Source organism: Paraburkholderia sp. GAS38 (assembly GCF_050434965.1).
Lineage (GTDB): Bacteria > Pseudomonadota > Gammaproteobacteria > Burkholderiales > Burkholderiaceae > Paraburkholderia > Paraburkholderia phenazinium_A.
On sequence record NZ_JBNDJO010000017.1, the window covers coordinates 103,313 to 125,855 of the forward strand.

21 protein-coding genes and 1 pseudogene are annotated in these 22,543 nt (G+C 62.6%); 13 read left to right on the top strand and 9 right to left on the bottom strand.

What is annotated here, in order from left to right; all coding sequences use genetic code 11:
* Positions 1–135: 135 nt before the first annotated feature.
* Together P3T42_RS31295 and P3T42_RS31300 are read right to left on the bottom strand one after the other, a co-directional pair.
* On the bottom strand, positions 136–387 hold the full coding sequence (locus tag P3T42_RS31295) for a hypothetical protein (protein ID WP_074296567.1): 252 nt from the start codon (positions 385–387) through the stop codon (positions 136–138).
* A gap of 192 nt (positions 388–579) precedes the next feature.
* Positions 580–1,530 (bottom strand): LysR family transcriptional regulator, encoded by a 951-nt coding sequence (locus P3T42_RS31300; protein WP_429308243.1) that lies wholly within the window; start codon positions 1,528–1,530, stop codon positions 580–582.
* Between the two features lie 228 nt (positions 1,531–1,758).
* Here P3T42_RS31300 and P3T42_RS31305 point away from each other — a divergent pair, with 228 nt between their 5' ends.
* The 3 genes from P3T42_RS31305 (at position 1,759) to P3T42_RS31315 (ending at position 5,274) form a co-directional block, all read left to right on the top strand.
* Positions 1,759–3,408: an acyl-CoA synthetase gene (locus P3T42_RS31305; protein ID WP_429308244.1), complete on the top strand. Its 1,650-nt coding sequence runs from the start codon at positions 1,759–1,761 to the stop codon at positions 3,406–3,408.
* 71 nt (positions 3,409–3,479) lie between these two features.
* Positions 3,480–4,286: a class II aldolase/adducin family protein gene (locus tag P3T42_RS31310; protein ID WP_074296573.1), complete on the top strand. Its 807-nt coding sequence runs from the start codon at positions 3,480–3,482 to the stop codon at positions 4,284–4,286.
* Positions 4,287–4,383: 97 nt separating this feature from the next.
* Positions 4,384–5,274, top strand: coding sequence for a 2-hydroxyacid dehydrogenase (locus tag P3T42_RS31315; protein ID WP_083640490.1), 891 nt, complete (start codon positions 4,384–4,386; stop codon positions 5,272–5,274).
* Here the strand turns inward: P3T42_RS31315 and P3T42_RS31320 are convergent.
* Positions 5,268–6,287: a LysR family transcriptional regulator gene (locus P3T42_RS31320; RefSeq protein WP_083640491.1), complete on the bottom strand. Its 1,020-nt coding sequence runs from the start codon at positions 6,285–6,287 to the stop codon at positions 5,268–5,270. The genes P3T42_RS31315 and P3T42_RS31320 overlap by 7 nt on opposite strands.
* A gap of 137 nt (positions 6,288–6,424) precedes the next feature.
* Here P3T42_RS31320 and P3T42_RS31325 point away from each other — a divergent pair, with 137 nt between their 5' ends.
* The 3 genes and pseudogenes from P3T42_RS31325 to P3T42_RS31335 all read left to right on the top strand — a co-directional run bounded on the left by P3T42_RS31325 (position 6,425) and on the right by P3T42_RS31335 (position 8,210).
* Positions 6,425–7,693: a Zn-dependent hydrolase gene (locus P3T42_RS31325; RefSeq protein WP_429308245.1), complete on the top strand. Its 1,269-nt coding sequence runs from the start codon at positions 6,425–6,427 to the stop codon at positions 7,691–7,693.
* Between the two features lie 36 nt (positions 7,694–7,729).
* Positions 7,730–7,825, top strand: a pseudogene (locus P3T42_RS31330) (colicin E5-related ribonuclease); the annotation flags it as partial.
* Between the two features lie 10 nt (positions 7,826–7,835).
* The gene (locus P3T42_RS31335; protein WP_429308246.1) at positions 7,836–8,210 is read left to right on the top strand and encodes a hypothetical protein; all 375 of its coding nucleotides are present in this window, start codon (positions 7,836–7,838) and stop codon (positions 8,208–8,210) included.
* Between the two features lie 69 nt (positions 8,211–8,279).
* Here P3T42_RS31335 and P3T42_RS31340 read toward each other — a convergent pair whose 3' ends face one another.
* On the bottom strand, positions 8,280–9,590 hold the full coding sequence (locus P3T42_RS31340; RefSeq protein WP_429308247.1) for an MFS transporter: 1,311 nt from the start codon (positions 9,588–9,590) through the stop codon (positions 8,280–8,282).
* Between the two features lie 168 nt (positions 9,591–9,758).
* Here P3T42_RS31340 and P3T42_RS31345 point away from each other — a divergent pair, with 168 nt between their 5' ends.
* From P3T42_RS31345 to P3T42_RS31365, 5 genes are all read left to right on the top strand, one after another.
* Positions 9,759–10,889 carry a glycosyltransferase family 9 protein gene (locus tag P3T42_RS31345; protein WP_429308248.1) on the top strand — a complete coding sequence of 377 codons (1,131 nt, stop codon included), beginning with the start codon at positions 9,759–9,761 and terminating at the stop codon, positions 10,887–10,889.
* Positions 10,890–11,304: 415 nt separating this feature from the next.
* Positions 11,305–11,601 carry an EF-hand domain-containing protein gene (locus P3T42_RS31350; protein ID WP_429308249.1) on the top strand — a complete coding sequence of 99 codons (297 nt, stop codon included), beginning with the start codon at positions 11,305–11,307 and terminating at the stop codon, positions 11,599–11,601.
* A 113-nt stretch (positions 11,602–11,714) separates the two neighbouring features.
* Complete coding sequence (locus P3T42_RS31355) at positions 11,715–12,428, top strand: response regulator (protein ID WP_074296583.1); 714 nt, start codon at positions 11,715–11,717, stop codon at positions 12,426–12,428.
* The gene (locus P3T42_RS31360) at positions 12,425–13,786 is read left to right on the top strand and encodes an ATP-binding protein (protein WP_429308250.1); all 1,362 of its coding nucleotides are present in this window, start codon (positions 12,425–12,427) and stop codon (positions 13,784–13,786) included. Before P3T42_RS31355 ends, P3T42_RS31360 begins: the two co-directional genes overlap by 4 nt.
* 81 nt (positions 13,787–13,867) lie before the next feature.
* A complete protein-coding gene (locus P3T42_RS31365) occupies positions 13,868–14,329 on the top strand; it encodes a hypothetical protein (protein WP_429308251.1) in 462 nt (153 codons plus the stop codon).
* 34 nt (positions 14,330–14,363) lie between these two features.
* Here the strand turns inward: P3T42_RS31365 and P3T42_RS31370 are convergent, their stop codons facing one another.
* From P3T42_RS31370 to P3T42_RS31385, 4 genes are all read right to left on the bottom strand, one after another.
* Entirely contained in the window at positions 14,364–15,839 is a 1,476-nt protein-coding gene (locus P3T42_RS31370; protein WP_074296589.1) for an NCS1 family nucleobase:cation symporter-1, read from the bottom strand.
* A 241-nt stretch (positions 15,840–16,080) separates the two neighbouring features.
* Positions 16,081–16,824, bottom strand: a complete 744-nt coding sequence (gene phbB, locus P3T42_RS31375; protein ID WP_429308252.1) for an acetoacetyl-CoA reductase — start codon at positions 16,822–16,824, stop codon at positions 16,081–16,083.
* A gap of 62 nt (positions 16,825–16,886) precedes the next feature.
* Complete coding sequence (gene phaP / locus P3T42_RS31380) at positions 16,887–17,417, bottom strand: TIGR01841 family phasin (RefSeq protein WP_429308253.1); 531 nt, start codon at positions 17,415–17,417, stop codon at positions 16,887–16,889.
* A gap of 281 nt (positions 17,418–17,698) precedes the next feature.
* Positions 17,699–17,896 (bottom strand): hypothetical protein, encoded by a 198-nt coding sequence (locus P3T42_RS31385; protein WP_429308254.1) that lies wholly within the window; start codon positions 17,894–17,896, stop codon positions 17,699–17,701.
* A 734-nt stretch (positions 17,897–18,630) separates the two neighbouring features.
* Between P3T42_RS31385 and P3T42_RS31390 the strand changes: the two genes are divergently transcribed.
* Both P3T42_RS31390 and P3T42_RS31395 read left to right on the top strand, forming a co-directional pair.
* The gene (locus tag P3T42_RS31390; RefSeq protein ID WP_429308255.1) at positions 18,631–19,104 is read left to right on the top strand and encodes an Lrp/AsnC family transcriptional regulator; all 474 of its coding nucleotides are present in this window, start codon (positions 18,631–18,633) and stop codon (positions 19,102–19,104) included.
* 1,576 nt (positions 19,105–20,680) lie between these two features.
* A complete protein-coding gene (locus tag P3T42_RS31395; protein ID WP_429308256.1) occupies positions 20,681–21,214 on the top strand; it encodes a hypothetical protein in 534 nt (177 codons plus the stop codon).
* A 75-nt stretch (positions 21,215–21,289) separates the two neighbouring features.
* Here P3T42_RS31395 and P3T42_RS31400 read toward each other — a convergent pair whose 3' ends face one another.
* The gene (locus P3T42_RS31400; protein WP_429308257.1) at positions 21,290–22,471 is read right to left on the bottom strand and encodes a YbfB/YjiJ family MFS transporter; all 1,182 of its coding nucleotides are present in this window, start codon (positions 22,469–22,471) and stop codon (positions 21,290–21,292) included.
* Positions 22,472–22,543 lie beyond the last annotated feature (72 nt).

Below are 22,543 nucleotides of genomic sequence, written 5' to 3' on the forward strand. Positions count from 1 at the left end.
GAGATAAAAGCTGGAGAGAAAACAGATCCAGCCCCGTTAAGGAGCTGGATTACGCAAAATTCGATACGCGGTATGGAACGCACCCGCAGCAAAAATCAATCATCAGACGTTTCATGCGTACCGCATGGCAGCGAATTAATCGCGCGCAACCACCTGATCATTGACGCGCGCCTCGCCTGTCACGAGACAGCCCGAAAGGAAATTCTGTCCTTGCCCACTGGACGCCGCTTCGGAGAAGCCCTTGTCCATGGCGCCCAGGCGGATCATCTCGGCCCCTTTTTCGCACGATATGGTGCCTTCTTCCCCCGCTTGCGCATGGGTCAGTGCGCGGCCCACTGTCAGGTACGCAAGGAGCATCAGTACAGCAATATTAAATACGCGTCTCATGGTTTGCCTCCTCTGACGAGAAGACTAGCGCGAACCATGCTCACACGGTGTTAGGACTTTCCCGATTAGGGCGAAGGTGTATGACCCGAGTCAATAAGGATGCCGGAATTTACCGATTACGGGTTTTCCCTTTGTCAAAATGTCATATTGCATGCTGCAGCGCAGTAATCATGCACTGCAGCAAAGTATCGGTTAGTACAGCAGATTGCTCGACGCGGCAGCATCCACGCATTCGTGATTGAACATTGCAGGCAGCTCGTCGCGCAGGAACTCAACCCACGTGCGAATCTTCGCGTCGAGATACTGGCGCGACGGATATAACGCATAGACGTTCGTGTGCTGCGTTGTGTACTCCGGAAGAATGCGCACCAGCGCGCCGCTGCGCAGACCGCTCGCCGCTGAGTAAAAGGGCAGCAAGCCAATCCCCATGCCCTCGCCCACCGCCACCGCCACCGCCACCGCCTCCGCGATATTGACGCAGAACGTCGACGCAGTTGGTGCGAACGACTCCCGGCCGCGCGGCCCCTGAAACACCCATTCGTGCGCCGGAAAAATTGGCGTAGCCGTTTGCAGGCAGGTGTGCGTAGCGAGGTCAGCGGGCGTCTGCGGCACGCCGTTGCGTTTGAGGTAAGCCGGCGACGCGCAGGCAATGCTGAACGTGCTGCAGAGGCGCTGCGAGATCAGCCCCGAGTCGGGCAGTTCCGTGGCAAGCACGAGTGCGACGTCATAGCCTTCGTCGATCAGATCCGGCTCGCGCTGCGCCAGCGTCAACTCTACTTTGACCTCCGGATAGCGTTGCTGATAGCGGCCTATAGCGGGCACGATGCAGTGCTGGCCGATACCCGTCATGGCGTGGACCTTCAGCTTGCCGGACGGACGCGCCTGCGCATCGCTCGCCTCGGCTTCGGCCTGATCGACACAGGCGAGAATTTCCTCGCAACGATGCAGGTAACGCTCGCCCGCTTCGGTGAGTGCAATGCGGCGCGTCGTGCGATTGAGCAGGCGCGTGCGCAGACGCGCCTCGAGATCGGAGACGGCACGCGACGCATAGGCCGTGGTGGTGTTGAGGTGCTGCGCGGCACCGGTGAAACTGCCCGCTTCGACGACGCGAACGAGCACGCGCATTTTTTGTAGCGTATCCATACGATCCTTCAAAAACCCGCTCGAATTGTTGCATGAATAGCGCGCCTGATTTTCTCGAATCCGGTAAAGATGCATTGCAGTCCTTGAGTTTGTGAGCGGCGCATTGCGCTCACATACCTCAACTTGACTCACCTCCATAGCTGGGTTCTACTCAAATCCGGTTGCACACCCGAGCGTGCAGCGCAGACTGGTGTGTGCAGCGGCTTTCATGGACACGAGGAGGAAGCGATGCTTCCAGCAGCACAGACGTACGAGACGTTGGCGGCAAACTTTGCATGGCAGATTCCCGAGCGATACAACATCGGCGTGGACGTGTGCGACAAATGGGCCGACGGCTCAGGGCGCCTCGCGTTGATCTACGAGCAACGCGACGGCAGCGCCACGCGCTATAGCTTCGACGATCTCAAGGCCCGCTCCAACCAGTTCGCCAACGCGCTACGCCGCAACGGCGTCGTGCAGGGCGACCGCGTGGCGATCTTCCTGCCGCAATCGCCCGAAACCGCTCTCGCGCATCTGGCCGCCTACAAGGCCGGCTGCATCGCGGTGCCCCTTTTTGCGCTGTTCGGCGTCGACGCAATCCAGTACCGGCTCGCGGACAGCGCCGCCGCAGCACTCATCACCGACGCGGCGGGCCTGCAAAAACTCGCCGAGATCCGCCACACGCTGCCCGAACTGAAAGCGGTGTATTGCGTCGACGCGGATAGCGCCGCCGCTGCGAGCGACGTGCATGCCTTCTGGGACGCGCTCAATGCCGAGTCCGAGGCGTTCGCACCGGTCGACACCTCGTCTGAAGATCCGGCCGTCATCATCTACACCTCCGGCACCACCGGCAAACCGAAAGGCGCGCTGCACGCGCAACGTGTCCTGCTTGGGCATCTGCCGGGCGTGGAGTTGTCGCAGGCCTGCTTTCCCGCACAGGCCAAGGTGATCTGGACGCCGGCAGACTGGGCGTGGATTGGTGGCCTCTTCGACGTCCTGCTGCCCGCGTGGCATCACGGCGTCACCGTACTCGCGCGCCGTTTCGACAAGTTCGACGGCGAGGCCGCGTTCGACCTGCTGGCGCGCCACGCGGTCACGCATACGTTCCTGCCGCCCACCGCCCTCAAGATGATGCGCACCGTGCCCCAGCCTGAGCGCTGGACGCTCTCGCTGCACGCGGTGGCAAGCGGCGGCGAATCGCTCGGCGAGGAACTGATTGCATGGGGACGCGCTGCGCTCGGCGTGACCATCAACGAGTTCTATGGGCAGACCGAGTGCAACGTCGTGGTGTCCTCATGTGCGTCGCTGTTCGCGCCGCGCATCGGTGCCATCGGCAAAGCGGTGCCGGGTCATGAAGTGGCGATCGTCGACGACGACGGTCAGCCCGTGCCGAACGGCACGATCGGCAACATTGCGATTGCCGGCCCCGATCCAGTGATGTTCCTCGGCTACTGGCGCAATGCCGCGGCGACGCACGACAAGTTCCGCGGCCGCTATCTGCTCACCGGCGATCTGGGCCAGCGCGACGACGCCGGCTTTATCCGTTTCGTCGGACGCAACGACGACGTGATCACCAGCGCCGGCTACCGGATCGGACCGGCTTCGATCGAGGATTGCCTGCTCCAGCACCCGGCAGTCTGCATGGCTGCGGTGGTCGGTGCGCCGGATGCCGAGCGTACGGAGATCGTGCTGGCGTTTGTGGTGCTGAATGCCGGCTTCGTGCCTGGAGACGATCTGGTGCGCGAGATTCAACAGCATGTGAAGACGCGCCTCGCCGCCCACGAGTATCCGCGCGAGATACGCTTCGTGGACAGCCTGCCTATGACGGCGACGGGCAAAGTGATTCGTAAGGAACTGCGGGCCATCATTCGCGCGCCCAATGATCAGCATAAAAATTAGAAAATTGACTAATGCCGCCGCGCCAGCGATAACTGTCGAACTTGTCACTGCAAACCTGAGAGACCTCCCAGATGGAAACCCAGCCCACTTCGCTTCACGCTGAGGATGCACCTGCCTCGTCCGATGCCGACGCGGACGTCGAATGGAAAATCCGCACGGACCTGGCGGCGCTGTACCGCCTCGTCGCGCATTTCCGCATGACGGACATGATCGACACGCACATCACCGCGCGCTTGCCGGGCGCCACGCCGACGTTTCTGATCAACCGCTACGGCGTGCTGTTTCATGAAATGTGCGCCTCGGATCTGGTCAAGATCGACCACCTGGGCCGCGTCATCGACGAACGCGCCGCAGCCGAGCCCGCGCGCTTTCGCGTCAACGCCGCCGGCTTCACGGTCCATTCGGCCGTCCATATGGCGCGCGACGACCTGCACTTCGTGGTGCATACGCATACGGCCGCCGGCATCGGCGTCGCGGCGCAGGAGCATGGCCTGCTGCCGATCAGCCAGCACGCGCTGAAGTTCTACGGCAAGCTCGGCTATCACGACTACGAAGGCATTGCGCTGGATCTCGGCGAACGCGAGCGCCTCGTGCGCGACCTGGGTCCGCATAAGGCGATGATCCTGCGCAACCATGGCCTGCTCGCCGGCGGCGCGAGCGCTGCCGCGGCGTTTCATGAGATCTACTTTCTCGAGCGTGCCTGCCAGGCACAGATCGCGGCGCTCGCAGGCGGCGCCACGCTGCGGATTCCGTCGGCAGCCGTATGCGAACTGACGGCCAGCCAGTTCAATCGCGACGACTCCGAGGACATCGCCGAACTGGCGTGGCAAGCGGCGCTGCGCCTGATCGACAATACGGGCTCCGACTACCGCCGCTAACTGCCTCGTCATCCACGAATCCACCCGCGTCGGGACCCGGCGCGTAAAGCCCTGCCCGTTCATGACTCAACTCGTTCTGATTAGCCGTGACTACGACATGTCACACCTCATCCCTCCGATCCAGCGCGCCGCGCCGGAACTGAAGGTGAGCCTGTACAGCACCGCCCATGCGCACGACGCCGAGGTCGCCGTCTGCTGGAATCCGCCCGCCGGTGCGATTGCCACGCTGCCGCACCTGAAGCTCGTGCATAGCATCGCCGCGGGGGTCGATAACATCCTGTCGGATCCGAGCCTGCCGCGCGTGCCCGTCTGCCGGGTCGTGGACCCGCACCACGCGCGCCGCATGAGCGAGTTCGTCACGTGGGGCGTGCTGCACTTTCACCGCCAGTTCGACCGCGTCCTGGCGAACCAGAGCAAGGAGATCTGGTTGCGGCCTCAACAATCCGATCCGTCGCGATGCACGGTCGGCATCATGGGATTGGGCGAGATTGGCAGCCCTGTTGCGAGCGATCTGCACCGGCTCGGTTTTGCCGTGCGCGGCTGGGCGCGCAGCCCCAAGAATCTGCCGGGCATCGACACGTTCGCAGGCGAGCACGCCCTCGCGCCGTTCCTGCAAGGCACGGATATTCTGGTTTGCCTGCTGCCGCTCACCAAGGCGACGCGCGGCATCCTGCATGCGCGTACGCTGGGCCAGTTGCGTCCGGGTGCCAAGCTGATTCATGTGGGCCGCGGGGAACATCTGGTGCCGCAGGATCTGCACGCTGCGCTGGCAGATGGCCGGCTTGGCGGCGCCATCGTCGATGTGTTTCCCAATGAGCCACTGCCGCCGGGCGATCCGTTCTGGAGCGCGCCGAATCTGATTGTTACGCCGCATATGGCGTCGGTGGCCAGTCCGGAGACGATCGGCTTGCAGGTCGCGCAGAACGTGCGACGCCTCGTGCGCGGCGAGCCACTCGACAATCTGGTGGATATGGCACGCGGCTATTGATCGTCTGATGCCGCAGCGCCGGTGGGTTCCGCGCCGGACTCGTCTTCGGCATCTTCGGCGCCTTCGGTCTGCGCTTCGTGCTGATCGATGAACGTATGCAGCGCACTGAGGAAGGCGCTTTCCGCCGCGCTGAATCTGCGGTCGCTGGACCAAAGCAGGTGCACGTCCACATCGGCCACGCCGTTCTCGGGAGGCAGCTTTTGCAGGCGGCCCTCGGCCACGTCGTCGCGCACAATGTGCTCGGGCAGACAGCCGATGCCGAAGCCCGCGAAGATGAAGCGCCGCACCTCCGGCATGCTCGAGGAGGAACCCACCACGCGCCCGGTGAAGCCCATTTCGTCGCGAAAGAACGTCAGGGGCGACATGTGATCGCCGACCTTGTCGCCGGTGAACGAAACGAAGTTTTCGCCGACGAGGTCACTGATCGTCAAGCCTGTCTGACCGAACAACGGATGATGGCGGCCGCAAAACAATCCATAACGCTGGCGTAGAAACACGCGATGTTCGACCCGCTTCGGCAGCGCGCGCTTAGGCGTCAATCCCAGTGTGGCCGTCTTCTGCTGCAGACTGTTGACGACATCGGCGCTGCGCATCTCCTGGCTCTCGAGTTCGATACGCGGATAGTCGCGATGAAAGCCGGCAAGGAAAGCATCGTAAGCGGGAAAGTCGATGCCGCTCACCACGCTCACGCGCACCATGCCGGAGATATCGCGGTCGCTGCTGTCTTCATTCGCAAGCGAGAGGCGCGAGATGGTTCCGTAGACATCCTCAGCAATTTGCCGGACGTCCACGCCCGCACGCGTGACCTCGATACGCGGACCATGCCGGTCGACGAGGCGGCGGCCAAGCTGCTCCTCGAGCCGGCGCAGCGCCTGGCTCACGGCAGGCTGCGAAAGATGCAGACGGGTCGCTGCGCGGCTGACGCTTTGTTCCCGGGCGATCACGAGGAAGGTCCGCAGCAGGTTCCAGTCGAGACGGTCGTTCAGATAGGTATCCGGCCTGTCCTTGTTCATTGCGCGCTCCGCGGGCGTGATCATTCGCGAAAATTATACTGAAAATAATAATTAGAAATTGGACAAATGATTTTGGATTTTCGATAAAGACAGCATGGCGAACCCAAGCTGCCGGATCCTGGCAGCGTCACGAGGAAATGGAAGCGATGCTGAAAATCAATGCGAAGCGGCTCTGGTCGAGTCTGATGGAAATGGCGACGATCGGCGCGACTGCGGGCGGTGGCGTGCGGCGTCTCGCACTCACCGAACAGGACGCCGCGGGCCGCGCGTTGTTTGCGCAATGGTGCACGGAGGCAGGACTGACGCTGAGCGTGGATCGGGTGGGCAATCTGTTTGCCCGGCGCGCGGGCAGAGTGAATCACGCGAGTCCTGTGGCGAGCGGCAGTCACCTCGACACACAACCTGAAGGCGGGCGCTTTGACGGCGTGTATGGCGTGCTGGCCGCGCTCGAAGTCGTGCGTACGCTGAACGACGCGGGGATCGAAACGGACAAGCCCATCGAGATCGTGGTGTGGACCAATGAAGAGGGCGCGCGCTTCACGCCTGCGATGCTCGGCTCGGCGGCGTTTGCCGGCGTGATGCCGCTACAGCAGGCGTTGAACGCGCGGGATGCCGACGGCGTCTCCGTTGCCGATGCGTTGAGCGCCACCGGCTATAGCGGCGAGCGTGCGGTGCCCGGGACCGTTTTCGATGCCTATTTCGAAGCCCACATCGAACAGGGCCCGGTACTGGAAAACAACGGCGTGCCGATTGGCGTCGTGACAGGTGGCCAGGCGATTCGCTGGCTCGACGCACGCGTGCGTGGGCAAGCTGCGCATGCCGGCACCACGCCGATGCCGTTTCGTCGCGATGCTTTGTTTGCAACGGCAGAAATGGCAGCGGCGCTGGAAGCGATGGCCGCGGATTTTGCGCCCGAGGGACTCGTCACCGTCGGCGAGATCGGGATTCGCAACGCGTCGCGCAACACGATTGCAGCGGACCTGTCGTTCACGATCGATCTGCGTCATCCGGACGACGCGCGCATCGAAGCAATGGAAGCCGCGCTGCGCGAGCGTTTCGATGCGATTGCCGAACGGCGTGGCGTGACGGTTGATGTCGCGCACCACTGGATCAGCCCGGCCACACCGTTCGACCCGGCCTGCGTGAAGGCGGTTGCCGATGCGGTCGAGGCGCTCGACTATCCGCATCAGCGCATCATCAGCGGCGCGGGACATGATGCGATTCATCTGGCCAAATACTGCCCTACTGCGATGGTGTTTATTCCCTGCGTGAACGGGCTCAGTCATAACGAAGCGGAAGACGCGCTGCCGGAGGACGTCGCGCGTGGCGCGGATGTGCTGCTGCATGCGATGCTCGCGCGTGCTGGAATGGACATACGACGCGACCGGCCGCGCGACGGCTGTTAGCCACCCGGACACGACCCGTAACGCACAGCTTACGTAAACAGTGACGGAAGTTATGTCATCCGAAATGACCTCGATGGTACGATTGTGCAGGTCTCCAATCGAAACAATCCCGGCTGGTTAAATCCGTTCTGAGAAACTGGACATGACGACAGAAACCGAACTCTATGCCCCATATCTGGAGCGCGCGAAGGTCCAATCGGGCGGAGAGATATTTCTGAACCCCAGCGACTCACTGGATCTTGTCGCGACGTGTGAACGCATGGAAATCGCCGTTATCGGAGTCGAAGCTTTCCGCATCGATGCAAGGGGAACGATGCCTTACTCGGACGCCATCGCCGACTATTCGCCACGGACCACCACACCTTGGCGGGTCTTCGAGCAGCAATGCAATCGCTCCGCGTTAAATTTCTTGCAGCGTGCAATCGCGTCGAAAGGGCAAGAAACCTGGTTCTCGTTCGTGCTGCTGGATTCGGCGGAATACGACGATTGCTTGCGAGAGATCGGGGCGGCCCGATAGCGGACAAAGCATCCATAGACAAACGGGCGCGAGCAATCGCGCCTCAACCTCTGGCCATGCAGCGCGAAATCAATTCGCCAACACCCCCACCACCTCTTCCGAACCCAACCCCTTCCGATAACGCCCGAGCCCAACAATCCCAAACAACGAAATCGCCGACAGCACCGTAAAGAAGCACGCAAGCGGCATCCATTCGCCCTTGTAATGCTGGGCCAGCATCGTCCCGATCAAAGGCGTCGTGCCGCCGGCGATCGTGCAGCACAACTGGTAGGCAATCGAGATTCCCGAGTAACGCACCCGCGTCGGAAACGCCGGCGTCATGAACCCGGCAATCACCGCGTAGATCGCGGACAACGTGACCACCGCCAGCGAAATCCCCGCAATCAGCGCAAGCGGTTGTTGCGTATTGACGAGCAGGAACATCGGATACGGCGTGATCATCGAGAGCAAGGCCGCGCCCGTGAGAAACCGCGTTTCACCGACACGCTCGGCAATCAACGCCGCGATGGGTTGCGAGCAAAGCTGAATGATGGTGACCGCGAACAGGCAATCGAGAATCAGCGACTTGGGCATGCCCAGATACGTCGTGACATACGAGATCATGAACGTGTTGGTAAAGAAGAATCCCGCGGAGCCGATCGTGGTCGCGGCGGCGGCCAGCAGAATCGGATACCAGGCCGTACGCAGCACCTCTGCGACAGGCGACTTCGCCACTTGCTGCGTCCGCTTCAAGCGCTCGAACTCCGGTGATTCGTTCACCCCCATCCGGATCACGAGACCGATCACCAGCAGCACGAAGCTGGCGAGAAACGGCAGACGCCATCCCCACGACACAAAACTCGCGTGATCGAGCGAGGTCACGAAGCGAAACGACAACAGCGACAGGATCAGGCCGGCCGGGCTGCCCATCTGCGGAAACGACGCGAAGAAGGTTTTCCGCCCCTGCGGCGCATGCTCGCTTGCCATCAACACCGCGCCACCCCATTCGCCGCCCACCGCGATCCCCTGGAGAATCCGCAGCCCGATCAGCAACGCCGGTGCCCATATGCCGATACGTTCGTAGCTCGGCAGCAGTCCAATGCCGGTTGTGGCAATGCCCATCAGGAACATCGTCAGCAGCAGCATCTTCTTGCGGCCCAGGCGGTCACCCCAATGCCCGAACACCATGCCGCTCAACGGGCGCGCCAGAAAGCCGACCGCAAAGGTCGCAAACGACGCCATCGTGCTCAGAAAGTGGTTGCTGCTGGGAAAGAAGACGTCGCCAAGGACCAGCGCTGCCGCCGTGGCGTAGGTGTAAAAGTCGTAGAACTCGACGGTGGTGCCGATAAAAGCCGCGGTTGCGGCGCGTACGGGTTGATGCGTTTGCTCGGGAAGAGACATGGCAGCCCTGTGTCGTGGAGCGCGGGCGCCGTGAGCTGGGTCGAACCGGCATCGGTCCCACCGGCTCAACCCGCGGAACGCCGCGTAATTAGTCTGGTCTGCCCTTTATCCTTCGCCGAAATACATTCGTAAAATGCTTATTCCCAATGGTCTTCATTCGGGTGGCTTATGATTCAAGGCTTACCCCTCGACACAACCAACGGAACCCTCGAATTGCAAAGCCTACGTGCAGACGAAGCGCTCACCCATGCCGGATCCCTGCTCGCCCCCGACGGACGCATCATCGCGCCGTACGACCTGGAGCAGCGCGATGCAGAGATCGGTGAGCACGACGCGCTCGCGAGCCAGCCCGGCATCCTCAACGCAGCGGCTCATCCATTCGTACTCGACTACTCGACGATTGCCGTCGCCCACGTGATCAACGGCATGGGCGTGACGCTCGGCGATTCGATCATCGGCCTGACCGCACTGGCTGCGATCCAGCACGCTCATCCGCAAGTGCGCTTCGTGATCTACCGGCCGGAACTCTCGCCGCCTTACGTCGAACAGCTCTACGCGCTGGCGGCAGGCAAGCTCGCGCCAACGCGTCCATTGCCGTGGCCGCTCGCCGATATCCCGGCCGGCGAAACGCGCATCGACATGGGCAACCACCTCTTCTGGCCCGGCTTCATGTCGTTGCCGATGATCGACTTTTTTCTCGCTGCGCTTGGCGTGCTGCCCGAAAGCGTTCCGTCCGCGCACAAGGCTAACCGCTGGCTCCAGACGCTCGAGTTGCCACGCTTGCCCGAGCCCTGGCGCGAGCAGCCGTATGTGCTGTTTTGCCCGACGGCCAGCACGCCGATCCGCAGCATTCCACAACCGGTACGCCGCGCGCTGGTGAGCCGACTGTTTGAGCGCTTCGGTCTGCCTGTGCTCGGTTTTGGAGCCGTGGATCATCCGCATTACGTCGACGTGGCGGCCACCTCGACCGGCACGGCGCACTTTCTTGCGTGGATCAGGCACGCTCGCTACGTGCTGACCTCCGATACCGCCGCAGTGCATATCGCCGCCGGATTCGACGTCCCCACTACGGCTTTTTTCACGACCATCGCGCCTGAACTGCGAGTGCGGGACTATCCGCATTGCCTGCCTGTCACGCTGAATCTACCCGAGCTGCGCAATGTGCAGGCGAGCGATCGCGAGCAGGACGTGGCGCGATTGAACGCGGCATATGAGACGATCGTCAGCGGTGAACTGCCTTTTGCAGCGGGAGGTGCCGCGTCGCTTGAGGGGACGGCAGCGGCGCCCAACCCACGCTGACCAGGAGTAGGCACGCCGGATGCTGGATAGCGGTGGTAACGCAAACCATCAACCGGAGGAGAATTCTCATGCCCTATATCCTTGGCTGGCTACTCGGCGTGCCGCTCATCGTCCTCGTCATCCTGTATCTGATCTTCCATTGACGTGACGCCCTAAGAAACCCACTGCCTGTTGGCACGCGCGCGGCAACATCCGGCGCGTGTCACGGCAGCCGCCGTTGCGTTCCGCGAACGCAACGGCGCTTCGCGTTCCACTTCCCGTTCCCCGCCACCAGCCCCCCAACCATGTCGCGACATACGGCGACATGATTTCCAAATTGCCTTCCCCGCCAGAGTCGACAAGAATTCGACCTGTCATCGAACGGATCGCAGCACAAGGCCGACGACGCACGATGGCAAACTCTACGGAGAACGTAATGAAGAAGATGTTGACGATTCTGGCGCTGTGCCTCGCCTGCGGCGGCGCCTTTGCGCAAACCGCGACGCCGCCCATGGGCGGCAACCCGCAGCGCATGGCGCAAATGGCGCAGCAGTTGCAAAGCCGCTTTGCCAGCGCGAACACCACGCAGGACGGCAAGCTGACCCGCCAACAGGCGGCAGCCGGTATGCCGATGGTCGCCCGCAATTTCGACGCGATCGATACGCAGAAGGCCGGCTACGTAACCTTGCCGCAAATCGAAGCATTCATGCAGCAGCGCGCGGCAGCACACTGAGCGAGGCAATCATCAGAGGGATCGTGGGCGTATCGGGCGAGCGGTGCGTATGTTCGCACTGTCCCCGAAAACCGCTATTCTGGTAGCCGGATGCGCGCCTAAGGAGCCCATGCATGGATCGACCCGCGAAAATCATCGTGCTCGACGACGAAGCCGAATTGCGCAATATGCTGCAGCGCTTTCTGACCGGCCATGGCTTCGAAGTGCGCGTCGTCGAGGACAGCAAACGGCTCGACCGCTATTTGCAGCGCGAGCCGTACGACCTGCTGGTGCTCGATCTGATGATCGGCGAGGAGAACGGCCTTGAAATTTGTAGCCGGCTGCGCGCCGAAGGGCAAACGCTGCCCATCCTGATGCTGACCGCCAAGGGCGACCCGCTCGACAAGGTGGTGGGTCTCGAAACGGGCGCCGACGATTACCTCGCCAAGCCCTTCCTGCCGCGCGAACTGGTGGCGCGAATCCGCGCCTTGCTGCGGCGCCAGAAAATCGCCTCAGGTGATCCAACCGTCATCTCGCAGACCGTGCGCTTCGGCGACTTCAGTCTCGACATCGGCAAGCAGGCGCTATCGCGCAAGGGTGAGCCGCTGGACATTCACTCCGCGCAGATGTTGCTGCTGGTGGCACTGGCGTCATCGCCGAATCGGCCCGTGAGCCGCGACAATCTGATCGCGCGCGCCCGTGGTCGCGATCACGATGCGCTCGATCGCAGCATCGACGTGCAGGTACTGCGCTTGCGCCAGATTGTCGAGGACGATCCGTCCAAACCGCGTTTCATCAAGACCGTCTGGGGCGTCGGCTACATGCTGATCGCCGACGTCGAATCATGACGGTGGCCTTGAAGCGCCTCGGCTTGCCGCGCACGCTGCTCGCACGCAACATCGTATTGTTGATCGTGCTTGTCATGCTGTCGCAGGTCTGTTCGCTCACGGTGTTGCTGCACTATGTGCAAAGACCGCGCGTCGAACGCACCGCCGCCGTGTTCGCCAACTACGTCACCACGCTCGACTCGCTGTTCGAGGCCGCACCCGACAATGCGCGCGATGCACTGGTGGCCCGCCTCAACCACGGCGCACAGCCGCCGGCCACAGACGAGCTCGAGCCGACGCCGAGCCTGCGGCATTTCTACGTCACCTATCAGCGCGAGGTGTTTCTGGACGCCCTGCGCCAACACCTGCCCGCCGACATGCCGGTACGCTGGCAAACCCTGGGCGGCCAGCGTCTGTGGATCCGCATTCACGCGCATGACATGCCCTACTGGATCGCCCTGCCGATTCCCGAGGACGCTCGCGGCGCAGGTCTCGACGCGGCGATTCTGCTCTCGCTCGGCCTTGCCGCAGCAGCCGCGCTCACCGGCTATCTGATCCAGCGGCATCTGAACCGGCCGCTGCAAAATCTGGCGCATGCGGCACGCCGCGTAAGTTCAGGCGAAACACCACCACCGCTGCCGACCGATGGCCCCACGGAAATCGCCGAGGTAAGCAGCGCCTTCAACCAGATGACGCAAGCGCTGCAGCAAGCCGAAGCGACGCGCGCGGTGATGCTGGCCGGCATCTCGCACGACATCCGCACGCCGCTGACCAAGCTGCGGCTAGCGATGGCCATGGCAATCACCGACAACGGCGACGATAGCTTCGTGGTGGCGGCCGAAGCGTATCTCGACCAGATCGAAACCATCCTCCAGCAGTTCATGGACTACGCCGGCAGCGGCGAGCGCGAGACGGCGCAAGCCGGCGATCTCAATGCGCTCATCAGCCGGCTCGCCGCGGATTTTGCGGGGCTGGGCCACGAATTCGAACTCTCGCTGGGTGCCGTGCCGGTGTTCGCGTTTCGTCCAATCACCATGATGCGGCTATTGATGAACCTGATGCAGAACGCCGTGGTATACGGCCGCGTGGGTCTCGCTGTGCGCACATGGGTGCACAGCGGCACCGCCTATGTCGCGGTCGGCGATCGCGGTGAGGGGCTCGCGGCGCACGAACTCGAAGCCTTGAAGGCGCCGTTTCAGCGCGGCCGCAACGCACGTGCGCAAGCGGGAGGCACAGGACTCGGGCTCGCGATCGTCGAACGTATCGCGCGACTGCACGGTGGGTCTCTGCAGTTTCACGCACGCGACGGCGGTGGACTCGAGGTATGGGTCGTGTTGCCGCTCGTCGCGCCGCGCAGCGCATCCCAGTCGGGGCGTTAAACAGGTCCAGGTCGCAACGTGTCGCCTGATTGCAGCACGCGTCTTGATTGTGATTTTCAGCCTCGTACAATGTGATCCGGCATGCAGTATCCCGTCAGGCTGAGGCAACGCCTCGCGCGACATTGCACTCGAAAGAGGACCCTGTTCGAGGAGCACATCATGGCAAACAGCGAGTACTTGTTATCGCATCAGGACCTGGTCAAGGCCGTGATCATTCATCAGAACATTCACGAAGGGTTCTGGCGCCTGAATATCAACTTCAACGTCGCCGCGACGCACGGCAAGGACGTGCCGGACCCGTGCGTTGCCGTGACGATTCAGGGCATCGGCATCATGAAGGCAGATTCCAGCGACGAGATGGCGGTGGACGCCGCGCTCGCCAACCCTGAAAAAATCGCGCCCCCGGTCGACAAGACTCACGATGTAACCAACGGCATGCAGTTTTGCCGCGACGTGTATCGCAACGTCGCGGTGCATCTCGACGACGCGGCGAAACCGGCCAGCGCCTCCATGGCGGTCGACCTGCGCACCCAGCACAAGTAGCCATCGGTGCCACGGTCCTTGCGGGCCGCTCGCGTCAGGTGCGGTGCGCCGCCCGCATCATCGTCACGTAAAGCACCGCGCCCACCATGGCGCCGATGAGCCAGCCGAAGTTGTTGTCCGGCAAGACATGCAGCAGTTGCGTGCAGAGTTCCCAGCCCACCGAGATGATCCCGGCAATGACGAGCGCCGCGATGCCCACCTTGTTCCAGCCGCCGTCGTAGTAGAAGCGCCCTTGCGGCGACATGCTGTACAGCTCGGCCGTTTCGACCTGCTGCTTCTTGATGAGGTAAAAGTCCGCCATCATCACGCCATAGAGCGGCGCGAGGACCGAACCGAACACGCTGACAAAGATCGTGATCGCCTTCGGGCTGTCGACGAAAATCCACGGGCACACGAGCACCGCGAGAATGGAAGCCACGAGGCCGCCTTTCTTGAAGTCGATGTGCTTGGGGAACAGGTTCGCGATATCGTAAGCAGGCGAGACGAAATTGGCGACGATATTGATGCCCATTGTCGCCACGATGAACGTCAGGCTGCCGATCACCACGGCCGCCTTGTTCTGGATGTGCGCGACGATCGCTACCGGGTCCATGATCATCGAGCCGAACACGGTGGCGCTTCCCGACGTCACCACCACCGTGATGATGGCGAAGACGATGAAGTTGACCGGTAGGCCGAGGAAATTGCCCACCTTCATCTGACGCTCGCTTTTGGCAAAGCGCGAGAAATCGCCGAAGTTGAGCAGCAGCGCGGCGAAGTAACTCACCACCAGCAGCGTGGCATTGCCCATGCTGGCGAATTGCTCGCTGCCCGACAGCACCTTGCCGCCGAGCGTCAGGCTCAGACTGCCCAGGCCCGCCTGCGACAGGATCCACGCCATCAGCGCGAACATCACTACATATACGGCCGGTCCGCAGAAGTCGATGAACTTGCGGATCGTCTCCATGCCGCGCTGAAAAATGAACAACTGGAACACCCACATGAACAGGAAGCTGATCCAACCCAATCCATCGAGCCGCAAGAAGCGGAAATCGTGCAGTGCCGTGGCCGCCGGGAAGAACAGGATGACTAGCGTGGCCACCGCTTTAGAGGCAAAGTAGGTCTGCACGCCGTACCAGACAATCCCCACCACGCCGCGAATCACCGCCGCCAGGTTCGCCCCCATCACGCCCATACTGACGCGGGCCATCACCGGAAACGGAATGCCGTGCACATAGCTGGGCTTGCCGACCAGGTTCATCAGCAGATAAACAATCAGGATGCCGATGGTTAGCGCAATCAGCACCTGCCAGCCGGAAATGCCGAGCAGAAACAGGCTCGCCGCAAACGTGTAGCCGCCGACGCTGTGCACGTCCGACATCCACATGGCGAAAATGCAATAGCCGGTCCAGGTGCGCTTGTTGAGCGGCACCGGCGCAAGGTCGTGGTTATACAGACGCTCGTCGGTCTGCGCGACATGCCCACCCGCATCGCGCGGGGCGCCACCATCGATAAGCGGTGAGGTCGACATGTCTCCCCCTTTTGCCGTGCCTGACGACCGATCCCGAAGCAAGCTGCTGCCGGGCTGTGGATGGACCGCGCGCCGCCCTGCCTGCCGCCGGCCATTGCAACAATATAGATGGTTCCACGAAAAAAAGACCGTGTCGAAATAATCTGCCGGTGGAGATGCTGGCAAAGCGCACACTGTGGGATCGAAGCCCGTCGCGATGCTTAGGGGTGCTGGCAGAAATCGACGTGCGCTTGACTGCGCTTCACTGCAGATGCTGCCCGCCGTTGATGGCGATGTTGGCGCCGGTAACGAAGGCGGCCTCGTGCGAGCATAGATAGAGTACGAGTGCCGCGACTTCGTCGGGCTGTCCGAGTCTTCCCACCGGGATCTGCGGAATGATCTTGGTGTCGAGCACTTCTTGCGGCACGGCCATGACCATTTTGGTAGCGATAAAACCAGGCGACACGGTATTGACCGTCACGCCCTTTTTAGCCACTTCCAGCGCCAGCGACTTCGTAAATCCATGCATGCCGGCTTTGGCGGCCGCATAGTTGGTCTGGCCGAAGCCGCCCTTGGAGCCGATGATGGACGCGATGTTGACGATGCGGCCCCAGCCGCGCTCCACCATGCCGTCGCAGAGCGGTTTCGTCATGTTGAAGAGCGAATCGAGGTTGGTGCGCAGCACCGCATCCCAGTTGATCTTGTCGAGCTTCTTGAAGCTGGCGTCGCGTGTGATGCCGGCGTTGTTGACGAGAATGTCGACATTGCCCACTTCGGCCTGAAGCCGCTGCGCACCCTGCTGGCACGAGTCGTAATCCGCGACGTCCACCTCGTAGGCGGGGAAGCGGCGCCCCGCCGCCTCCATTCGCTCAAGCCACGTGTGCGCACCGGTGTTGGTGGGCGAGTAGGTGACCACCGTCGTATAACCGGCGTCGTGCAATTTGACGGCAATGGCTTCGCCGATCCCGCCCATTCCACCGGTGATGAGTGCGATCTGCTTTGTCATGGCGGCTGCCTCGCGTGAGAGGATGTTGCTCCGGTCACCGCGCGTTCAGCCTGGCCGGCCGCTCACCCGGTCGTTACCCCTGATGCTTTCGAAGTGTGCGAGAGCACCGCGTCGAAACTGCCTTCGGCCATGTTGACGGCCTGCCGCGCCGACTTGTTGACGCTGTCGTAAAGGGCGCTGCTCGATTCGAGCAGCTTCTTAAGCGCCGCAACGGCCGCTTCGGAACCGGCCGGCGCCTGCTTCGACACGTCCTCGAAGAGCGCCTGCACCCGGCGATTGTGCGCTTCGTACTGCGCCCCTGCAATCGTCGCGAAACCGGCGTGGGTGCCGGCGGCGATCTCATACAGACGGCGGTAATACGATTGCGCGTGTTCGGTGAGCGCACCGTTGGGTCCGGCCTGCTGCGCAACGAACGCTTGCGGATCGGTTGCGCACATCAACGTGTGCGTGTCGGCAAGGGCCGCCCTGGCCGCTTGCAGATTCAGTTCGGTCAGCTTCTGGAAGCCCTCGAAGGCCAGATTGGCCGCTCCGTAAAACGCTTCGAGGTTGGCCTTTTGAGCGGAGGCAAGCTGCTCCGGAATCCACTCGTTCATCGTCAAGCTCCTAAAATCGACCCACCGTTGCACTCCCAGGATTGGCGAGGCATGCGCGGGTCATGGCATGGCTGGGAAGGGATGGCGAGCGCATTGCAGCGCGCGGGCATCGCAAGATCTCGTTCATCCCCGTGATATTTTCTTGTTATTAAATAAGCACAACAAACTAATAGACTGACTACTCTCTCAGGTTTTATAACAGCACGTACGTACACTTTATCGTTGTAGCGAATCCTCGGTGGGGCGGTATGCGAACCGCGTGGCGTTTCAGGCGTACTCGCTCAATGAATCCGTCCGGCGGCCTTCAGGAACGAGTGACCTTCGCGGGTCAAGCGCGGCAACGCCTGACCGGACGGCGCATGCTCGAGGCTGACCAGTTGGCGTGACAGCAGCACGTCGAGGTCGGCCCGGTCTACCTCCAGTTGCTCCGTGGCGTCCTTGACCAGCATCAGCGTTGCGAATTCGTGCGGGCTCAGCATCTTCGTCTCCCAAGTTTTTAGCTGCTGCGTTGGCGGGATGCTGACGGTCAACCGTCGCGTCCCGAACCTGACTCGTTGAACGGATACCGCAAATTGACTCTTCGCCGACTCGACACGCGGAGTGCGTCGAGGGAAGTCATCTTAATTCGGGACATCGCAAATGATCAATATGTGGGAAAAATCTTTTCGGAATAAATACCGGCTGATAGTCCCCACGCGCGACAACCGTGTAATGCACGCTCGCCCAGCGCGGACAGGCGTTTGAATGAGGTTGCGTAGGATGGCAGAAACACCGTCAGACAAGGCACTGTCAGGGTAAACAGGTGCTGCGCCGGGTTTGAATGCGCTATCGCCGCTGAGAGCAATGGCTCGACGCGGCTTCCGGAAACGTTTCCAGCGATGCGCGCGGACGTTGCGATGAATAGATTGGCGGTCGATGAAGGACATGCGTCCATGCCCGGCGAGCGCATCGCTCGGCGTCGGTCGCACCGGAAATGGCCCGCCGCGGCCGCCTACGGTGGAGGCGGCGCGACATCAGGCGGCAGCTTATGGCTGCGCCGATTGGACGGAAGGAACATCCGTCCGACCGGAAGCTTGTCCCGGGCATGGAAGCACCCTCAAAATATACCTTCAGCGCCCATGGACGGGCTTCTTAAATGCTTGCCGCCAGCCACCACCTTAGGAACACTCTTCTTGTAGAATCAAATTTACCTGAATATTCTTCCTAATCCACCATGACCAGCCGAAACCGTCCCTTGGACAACCAGGATCGAAAAATCATGCGGGAGCTGCAGAAGAACGCGCGGCTTTCGAATGCAGAACTTGCGGATCTGGTCGGCATGTCGACCACCGCATGCTGGAATCGCACCCGTCAACTGGAGACCGAAGGCTACATTCGCGGGTACGTGGCGTTGCTCGATCAGCAGAAGCTGGGCTTCGCCGACGTGGTGCTCCTCGAGGTGACGCTGGACCGTCACGAGGACGACGCGCTCGCGCGCTTCGGCGCCGAACTGGCGACGCTGCCCGAAGTGCTCGAGGCGTATCTGGTGTCCGGCGAATATGACTATCTGGTGAAGGTGGCCGTGGACGGCACCGCCGGCTACGAGCGCTTTCTGCGCGAGAAGCTGTACCGGATCTCCGGCATCCGGCACAGCCGTTCGATGTTCGCGTTGCGCTGCATGAAGAGCATTCCGTCAGTGCAAATCTAAACGCGCGTTTCTAACGTGCGGTCTTATATATCGGAGTCCATACTATATTCGTGCGGCGAATTGTCTGATAGATAGCCGCGGCGTGTGACGTAACGGCGGGGTTACGTCGCCCGCGACGGGAACACGTAACATCGTCTGCGCACCCGACTGCGCTCACTGCGGCGTCGGCCTTCCGCGGTGACGCGTGCGCCGGTCCGCCAGGTAAGGCGTCTCCCCCTCTCGTTTTGATCGATGCTCGAACCGCACGCGCGCGGCTTGCATCGCGCGTCGTCAGGCATACGTTGGCTCGGAACTTGCGCCGCTCGCCTGCCCGAGCAAGCCATATCCATGCATGGCGCTACCGCGCCCGACATTAAAAAACGGCATCGCACACACGCGCGACATCGGGCCCGGAGCAAACACTTTCTGCAAGACCGATCAGCGGTTTTCCGGGGGCACTGATTACACCTTTGACCAATCAGGACGCGATTCCATCGCGAAAGGACTAATCATGGCTCCCTTCAAACACACTCTTGTTGCATCGGCGAGCGTAATCCTATGGTGGTCGCTCGCTACGTCATGTCAGGCAGGCGATTTCACCAGCATGACACCGCCTTCGATACCGGAAAGCGGCTGGACCGGCAGCGGTCTACCGGGCGCGGGGTCTCCTTGGACGGGCGGTAGCGGCTCGACCGGAATAGGCTCCGGCGGCAGTACGACGGGCGCCAGTTCGGGCTCTAGTTGGGGCGGTAGCTCCGCGTCGGGATACGGTTGGGGCAGCGGTTCAGCCTGGGCTTCAGTGGGCGGCTCGCCGTGGGGCGGTGGCACGGGCTCTGGTTCGGGTTCGGGCTCCGGATATGGCGGTGGTTCAGGTGATGGCGGTCAAGGAGGTTGGGGGACGGGGTCAGGTGGGACGGGTGGTAGCGGCGGTAGCAGTGGTGGCGGAGGAAGCTCCGGTGGCTCGGGCGGTTCCGGTGGCTCGGGCGGAAACGGCGGCTCCGGTGGAAATGGTGGCGGTGGAGGCTCCGGCGGATATGGTGGTGGCGGGTCCGGTGGAAATGGTGGCGGCTCTTCGGGGGGCGGCTCTGGTGATGGCGGCCATGGCGGCTGGGGGAGCGGCTCGGGTGGTTCTGGCGGAAGCGGTGGCTCAGGTGGCTCAGGTGGCTCAGGTGGCTCAGGTGGCTCCGGTGGAAGCGGTGGCTCCGGTGGAAGCGGTGGAAGCGGTGGAAGCGGTGGAAGCGGTGGAAGCGGCGGAAGCGGCGGAAGCGGTGGAAGCGGCGGAAGCGGCGGAAACGGAGGCTCCGGCGGATATGGTGGCGGCGGTTCCGGTGGAAATGGTGGCGGCTCTTCGGGGGGCGGTTCTGGTGATGGTGGCCATGGCGGCTGGGGGAGCGGCTCGGGTGGTTCCGGTGGAAGCGGCGGCTCGGGCGGAAACGGCGGCTCCGGAGGCAACGGCGGCGGCTCTACCGGCGGAAATGGCGGCCACGGCGGTTCCGGCTCAGGCGGCTCCGGCAATTCAGGCGGTTCATCTGGATCAGGCACCAGTTCCAGCTCCGGCAACGGCAACCAGATCACCAGCGGCCTGCTCAATCCGATCGTGGATCTGGTGGTCAACGTCGGTGCCATCAGCGTGCCGATTGTGCCCATCACCGTCGGCAACAACAGCGGCAGCGGGAACGGCAATGGCGTAGGCAACGGGACGACGGGCAACAAAGGCAGCGCCGGCGAAACGGGCGTATCCGGCGCCGGCAATCTGCTGGCACCTGTCACCGCATTGCTTGGCGGCCTGCGCGTCGCGCCGGTCACCGGCGGTTCGCAAAGCGGCGGCAGTAGCGCAAGCAGCAGCCCCGTCGCCCCCCTCACAACCTTGTTAGGTGGACTAACAGGTGTCCTGGGTGGTGGAAGCTCGCACGGGTCGTCGTCGGGCGTCGTCGGTACAAGCTCATCAAGCAGTCCGGTTGCGCCGTTGACCAACCTGGTCACCTCGCTGACCGGCACGCTCGGCGGGCTGAGCGGTGGAACCAGCGGCGGATCCTCCCTGCTCGCTCCGTTGACGAGCCTGCTCGGCGGCCTGACGGGCGGAACCAGCGGCAGCAGCTTACTGTCGACGCCAACGGTACCGAAGCACTAGCGGACAACGCGAGGAAAACCCGGGCGTGATGCATCAAACGCCCGGGAACCGGAACCATCGCCCCAGCGTCTGTCGTTACCCCCGCCCATCCACCGGTTTCTGACACGCCGCCAGCACGGCGCCGGCCAAGAGCAACACGGCCGAATACACCAACCCGCGCGCAAGCCCAGCGCCATCCGATACCCAACCGATCACCAATGGCCCGACGATCTGCCCGAACGCGAACACGATCGTGAATGCGCTAATACCTTTGGCCCAATGACTGGCAGGCAGGTTGTGTCGCACGAACGCGGTCGTCGACGCCACTGCGGACAAAAACGTCGCGCCGAACAAGGCCCCCGAAACAAACGCGGCGAAGGGATGCGTGGCAAGCGCCGGCAGTAGCGTCGCGAGGCCGAGCAGTCCGTTGAGTACCGCGAGCGCCTGGCCGCCGCGCATCCGGTCGAGCAGCCCTGACCACAGACGCGCCGAGACAACTGTCGCCGCGCCGAGCAGGATATAGAAGCCGGTCACGATGGCCGCGCTCATCCCCGCGTTGCGCAACAGCGCAACGATAAACGTCATGTAGCCGATATACCCGACGCCGAACAATCCATAGCCGCCCAATGCAAGACTAAAACGCGGCCAGTGCAGTCCAGAGTCGGACGCCGGCTGCGCGGCCACCGCCTTCGATACCACCGCGTGGCCCCGTTCGATTTTGCGGGCCGCGCCGATCGCCACCAGCGAGAAAGCGAGGCACCCGGCCGCCAGCGCAAACCACGCAAGCTGCCAGCCGTGGATCGCCCTGGCAATCGTCAACGGCACGAGTATCGCGGAAGCTACGATGCCCCAGCCGGCGCCGCCGTAGTACAAACCGAGCACGAGTCCGGCGTCGCGCGGCCGCGAGGAAGCAAGGCGCGCCGCCAGCACCCCGCCGCTGACGAAGATCAGCGCGCTGCTCACGCCGGTCATCACGCGCAAGGTGAGCAAGGCGTGCGTGTCGACGACCATGCCGCTGACCGCCATCAGCAATGCCGTCGCTATGCATCCGGCAACAAACAGCGCAGCCGTCGACGCGCCCCGCGACAAGCGCGGAAAAGCAAGCGCGCCGAGCAGATAACCCAATGCATTGGCCGTGTTCATGGCGCCGGCCTGGGCAAAGCTCCAGCCGAGATCGAGTTTCATCGCGGGCAACAACAGCGCGTACGCGAATCGTGCGAGGCCCAGGGCAATCGCGCTTCCCAGGGAGAGCGCTACGGCGAGCCACAACGTCTCCATCCGGTTCGGCGTTGGCGTTTCCGTGTCATGGCGAAGCGATTTCGACCGAGTCAATTGTGCGGACATGAGCGA

Excerpts from the sequence above, each read along its gene's own strand:
- P3T42_RS31295 (WP_074296567.1), bottom strand. The coding sequence starts at position 387 with ATGAGACGCGTATTTAATATTGCTGTACTGATGCTCCTTGCGTACCTG.
- P3T42_RS31300 (WP_429308243.1), bottom strand. The coding sequence starts at position 1,530 with ATGGATACGCTACAAAAAATGCGCGTGCTCGTTCGCGTCGTCGAAGCG.
- P3T42_RS31305 (WP_429308244.1), top strand. The coding sequence starts at position 1,759 with ATGCTTCCAGCAGCACAGACGTACGAGACGTTGGCGGCAAACTTTGCA.
- P3T42_RS31310 (WP_074296573.1), top strand. The coding sequence starts at position 3,480 with ATGGAAACCCAGCCCACTTCGCTTCACGCTGAGGATGCACCTGCCTCG.
- P3T42_RS31315 (WP_083640490.1), top strand. The coding sequence starts at position 4,384 with ATGTCACACCTCATCCCTCCGATCCAGCGCGCCGCGCCGGAACTGAAG.
- P3T42_RS31320 (WP_083640491.1), bottom strand. The coding sequence starts at position 6,287 with ATGAACAAGGACAGGCCGGATACCTATCTGAACGACCGTCTCGACTGG.
- P3T42_RS31325 (WP_429308245.1), top strand. The coding sequence starts at position 6,425 with ATGGAAGCGATGCTGAAAATCAATGCGAAGCGGCTCTGGTCGAGTCTG.
- P3T42_RS31335 (WP_429308246.1), top strand. The coding sequence starts at position 7,836 with ATGACGACAGAAACCGAACTCTATGCCCCATATCTGGAGCGCGCGAAG.
- P3T42_RS31340 (WP_429308247.1), bottom strand. The coding sequence starts at position 9,590 with ATGTCTCTTCCCGAGCAAACGCATCAACCCGTACGCGCCGCAACCGCG.
- P3T42_RS31345 (WP_429308248.1), top strand. The coding sequence starts at position 9,759 with ATGATTCAAGGCTTACCCCTCGACACAACCAACGGAACCCTCGAATTG.
- P3T42_RS31350 (WP_429308249.1), top strand. The coding sequence starts at position 11,305 with ATGAAGAAGATGTTGACGATTCTGGCGCTGTGCCTCGCCTGCGGCGGC.
- P3T42_RS31355 (WP_074296583.1), top strand. The coding sequence starts at position 11,715 with ATGGATCGACCCGCGAAAATCATCGTGCTCGACGACGAAGCCGAATTG.
- P3T42_RS31360 (WP_429308250.1), top strand. The coding sequence starts at position 12,425 with ATGACGGTGGCCTTGAAGCGCCTCGGCTTGCCGCGCACGCTGCTCGCA.
- P3T42_RS31365 (WP_429308251.1), top strand. The coding sequence starts at position 13,868 with ATGCAGTATCCCGTCAGGCTGAGGCAACGCCTCGCGCGACATTGCACT.
- P3T42_RS31370 (WP_074296589.1), bottom strand. The coding sequence starts at position 15,839 with ATGTCGACCTCACCGCTTATCGATGGTGGCGCCCCGCGCGATGCGGGT.
- phbB (WP_429308252.1), bottom strand. The coding sequence starts at position 16,824 with ATGACAAAGCAGATCGCACTCATCACCGGTGGAATGGGCGGGATCGGC.
- phaP (WP_429308253.1), bottom strand. The coding sequence starts at position 17,417 with ATGAACGAGTGGATTCCGGAGCAGCTTGCCTCCGCTCAAAAGGCCAAC.
- P3T42_RS31385 (WP_429308254.1), bottom strand. The coding sequence starts at position 17,896 with ATGCTGAGCCCGCACGAATTCGCAACGCTGATGCTGGTCAAGGACGCC.
- P3T42_RS31390 (WP_429308255.1), top strand. The coding sequence starts at position 18,631 with ATGACCAGCCGAAACCGTCCCTTGGACAACCAGGATCGAAAAATCATG.
- P3T42_RS31400 (WP_429308257.1), bottom strand. The coding sequence starts at position 22,471 with ATGGAGACGTTGTGGCTCGCCGTAGCGCTCTCCCTGGGAAGCGCGATT.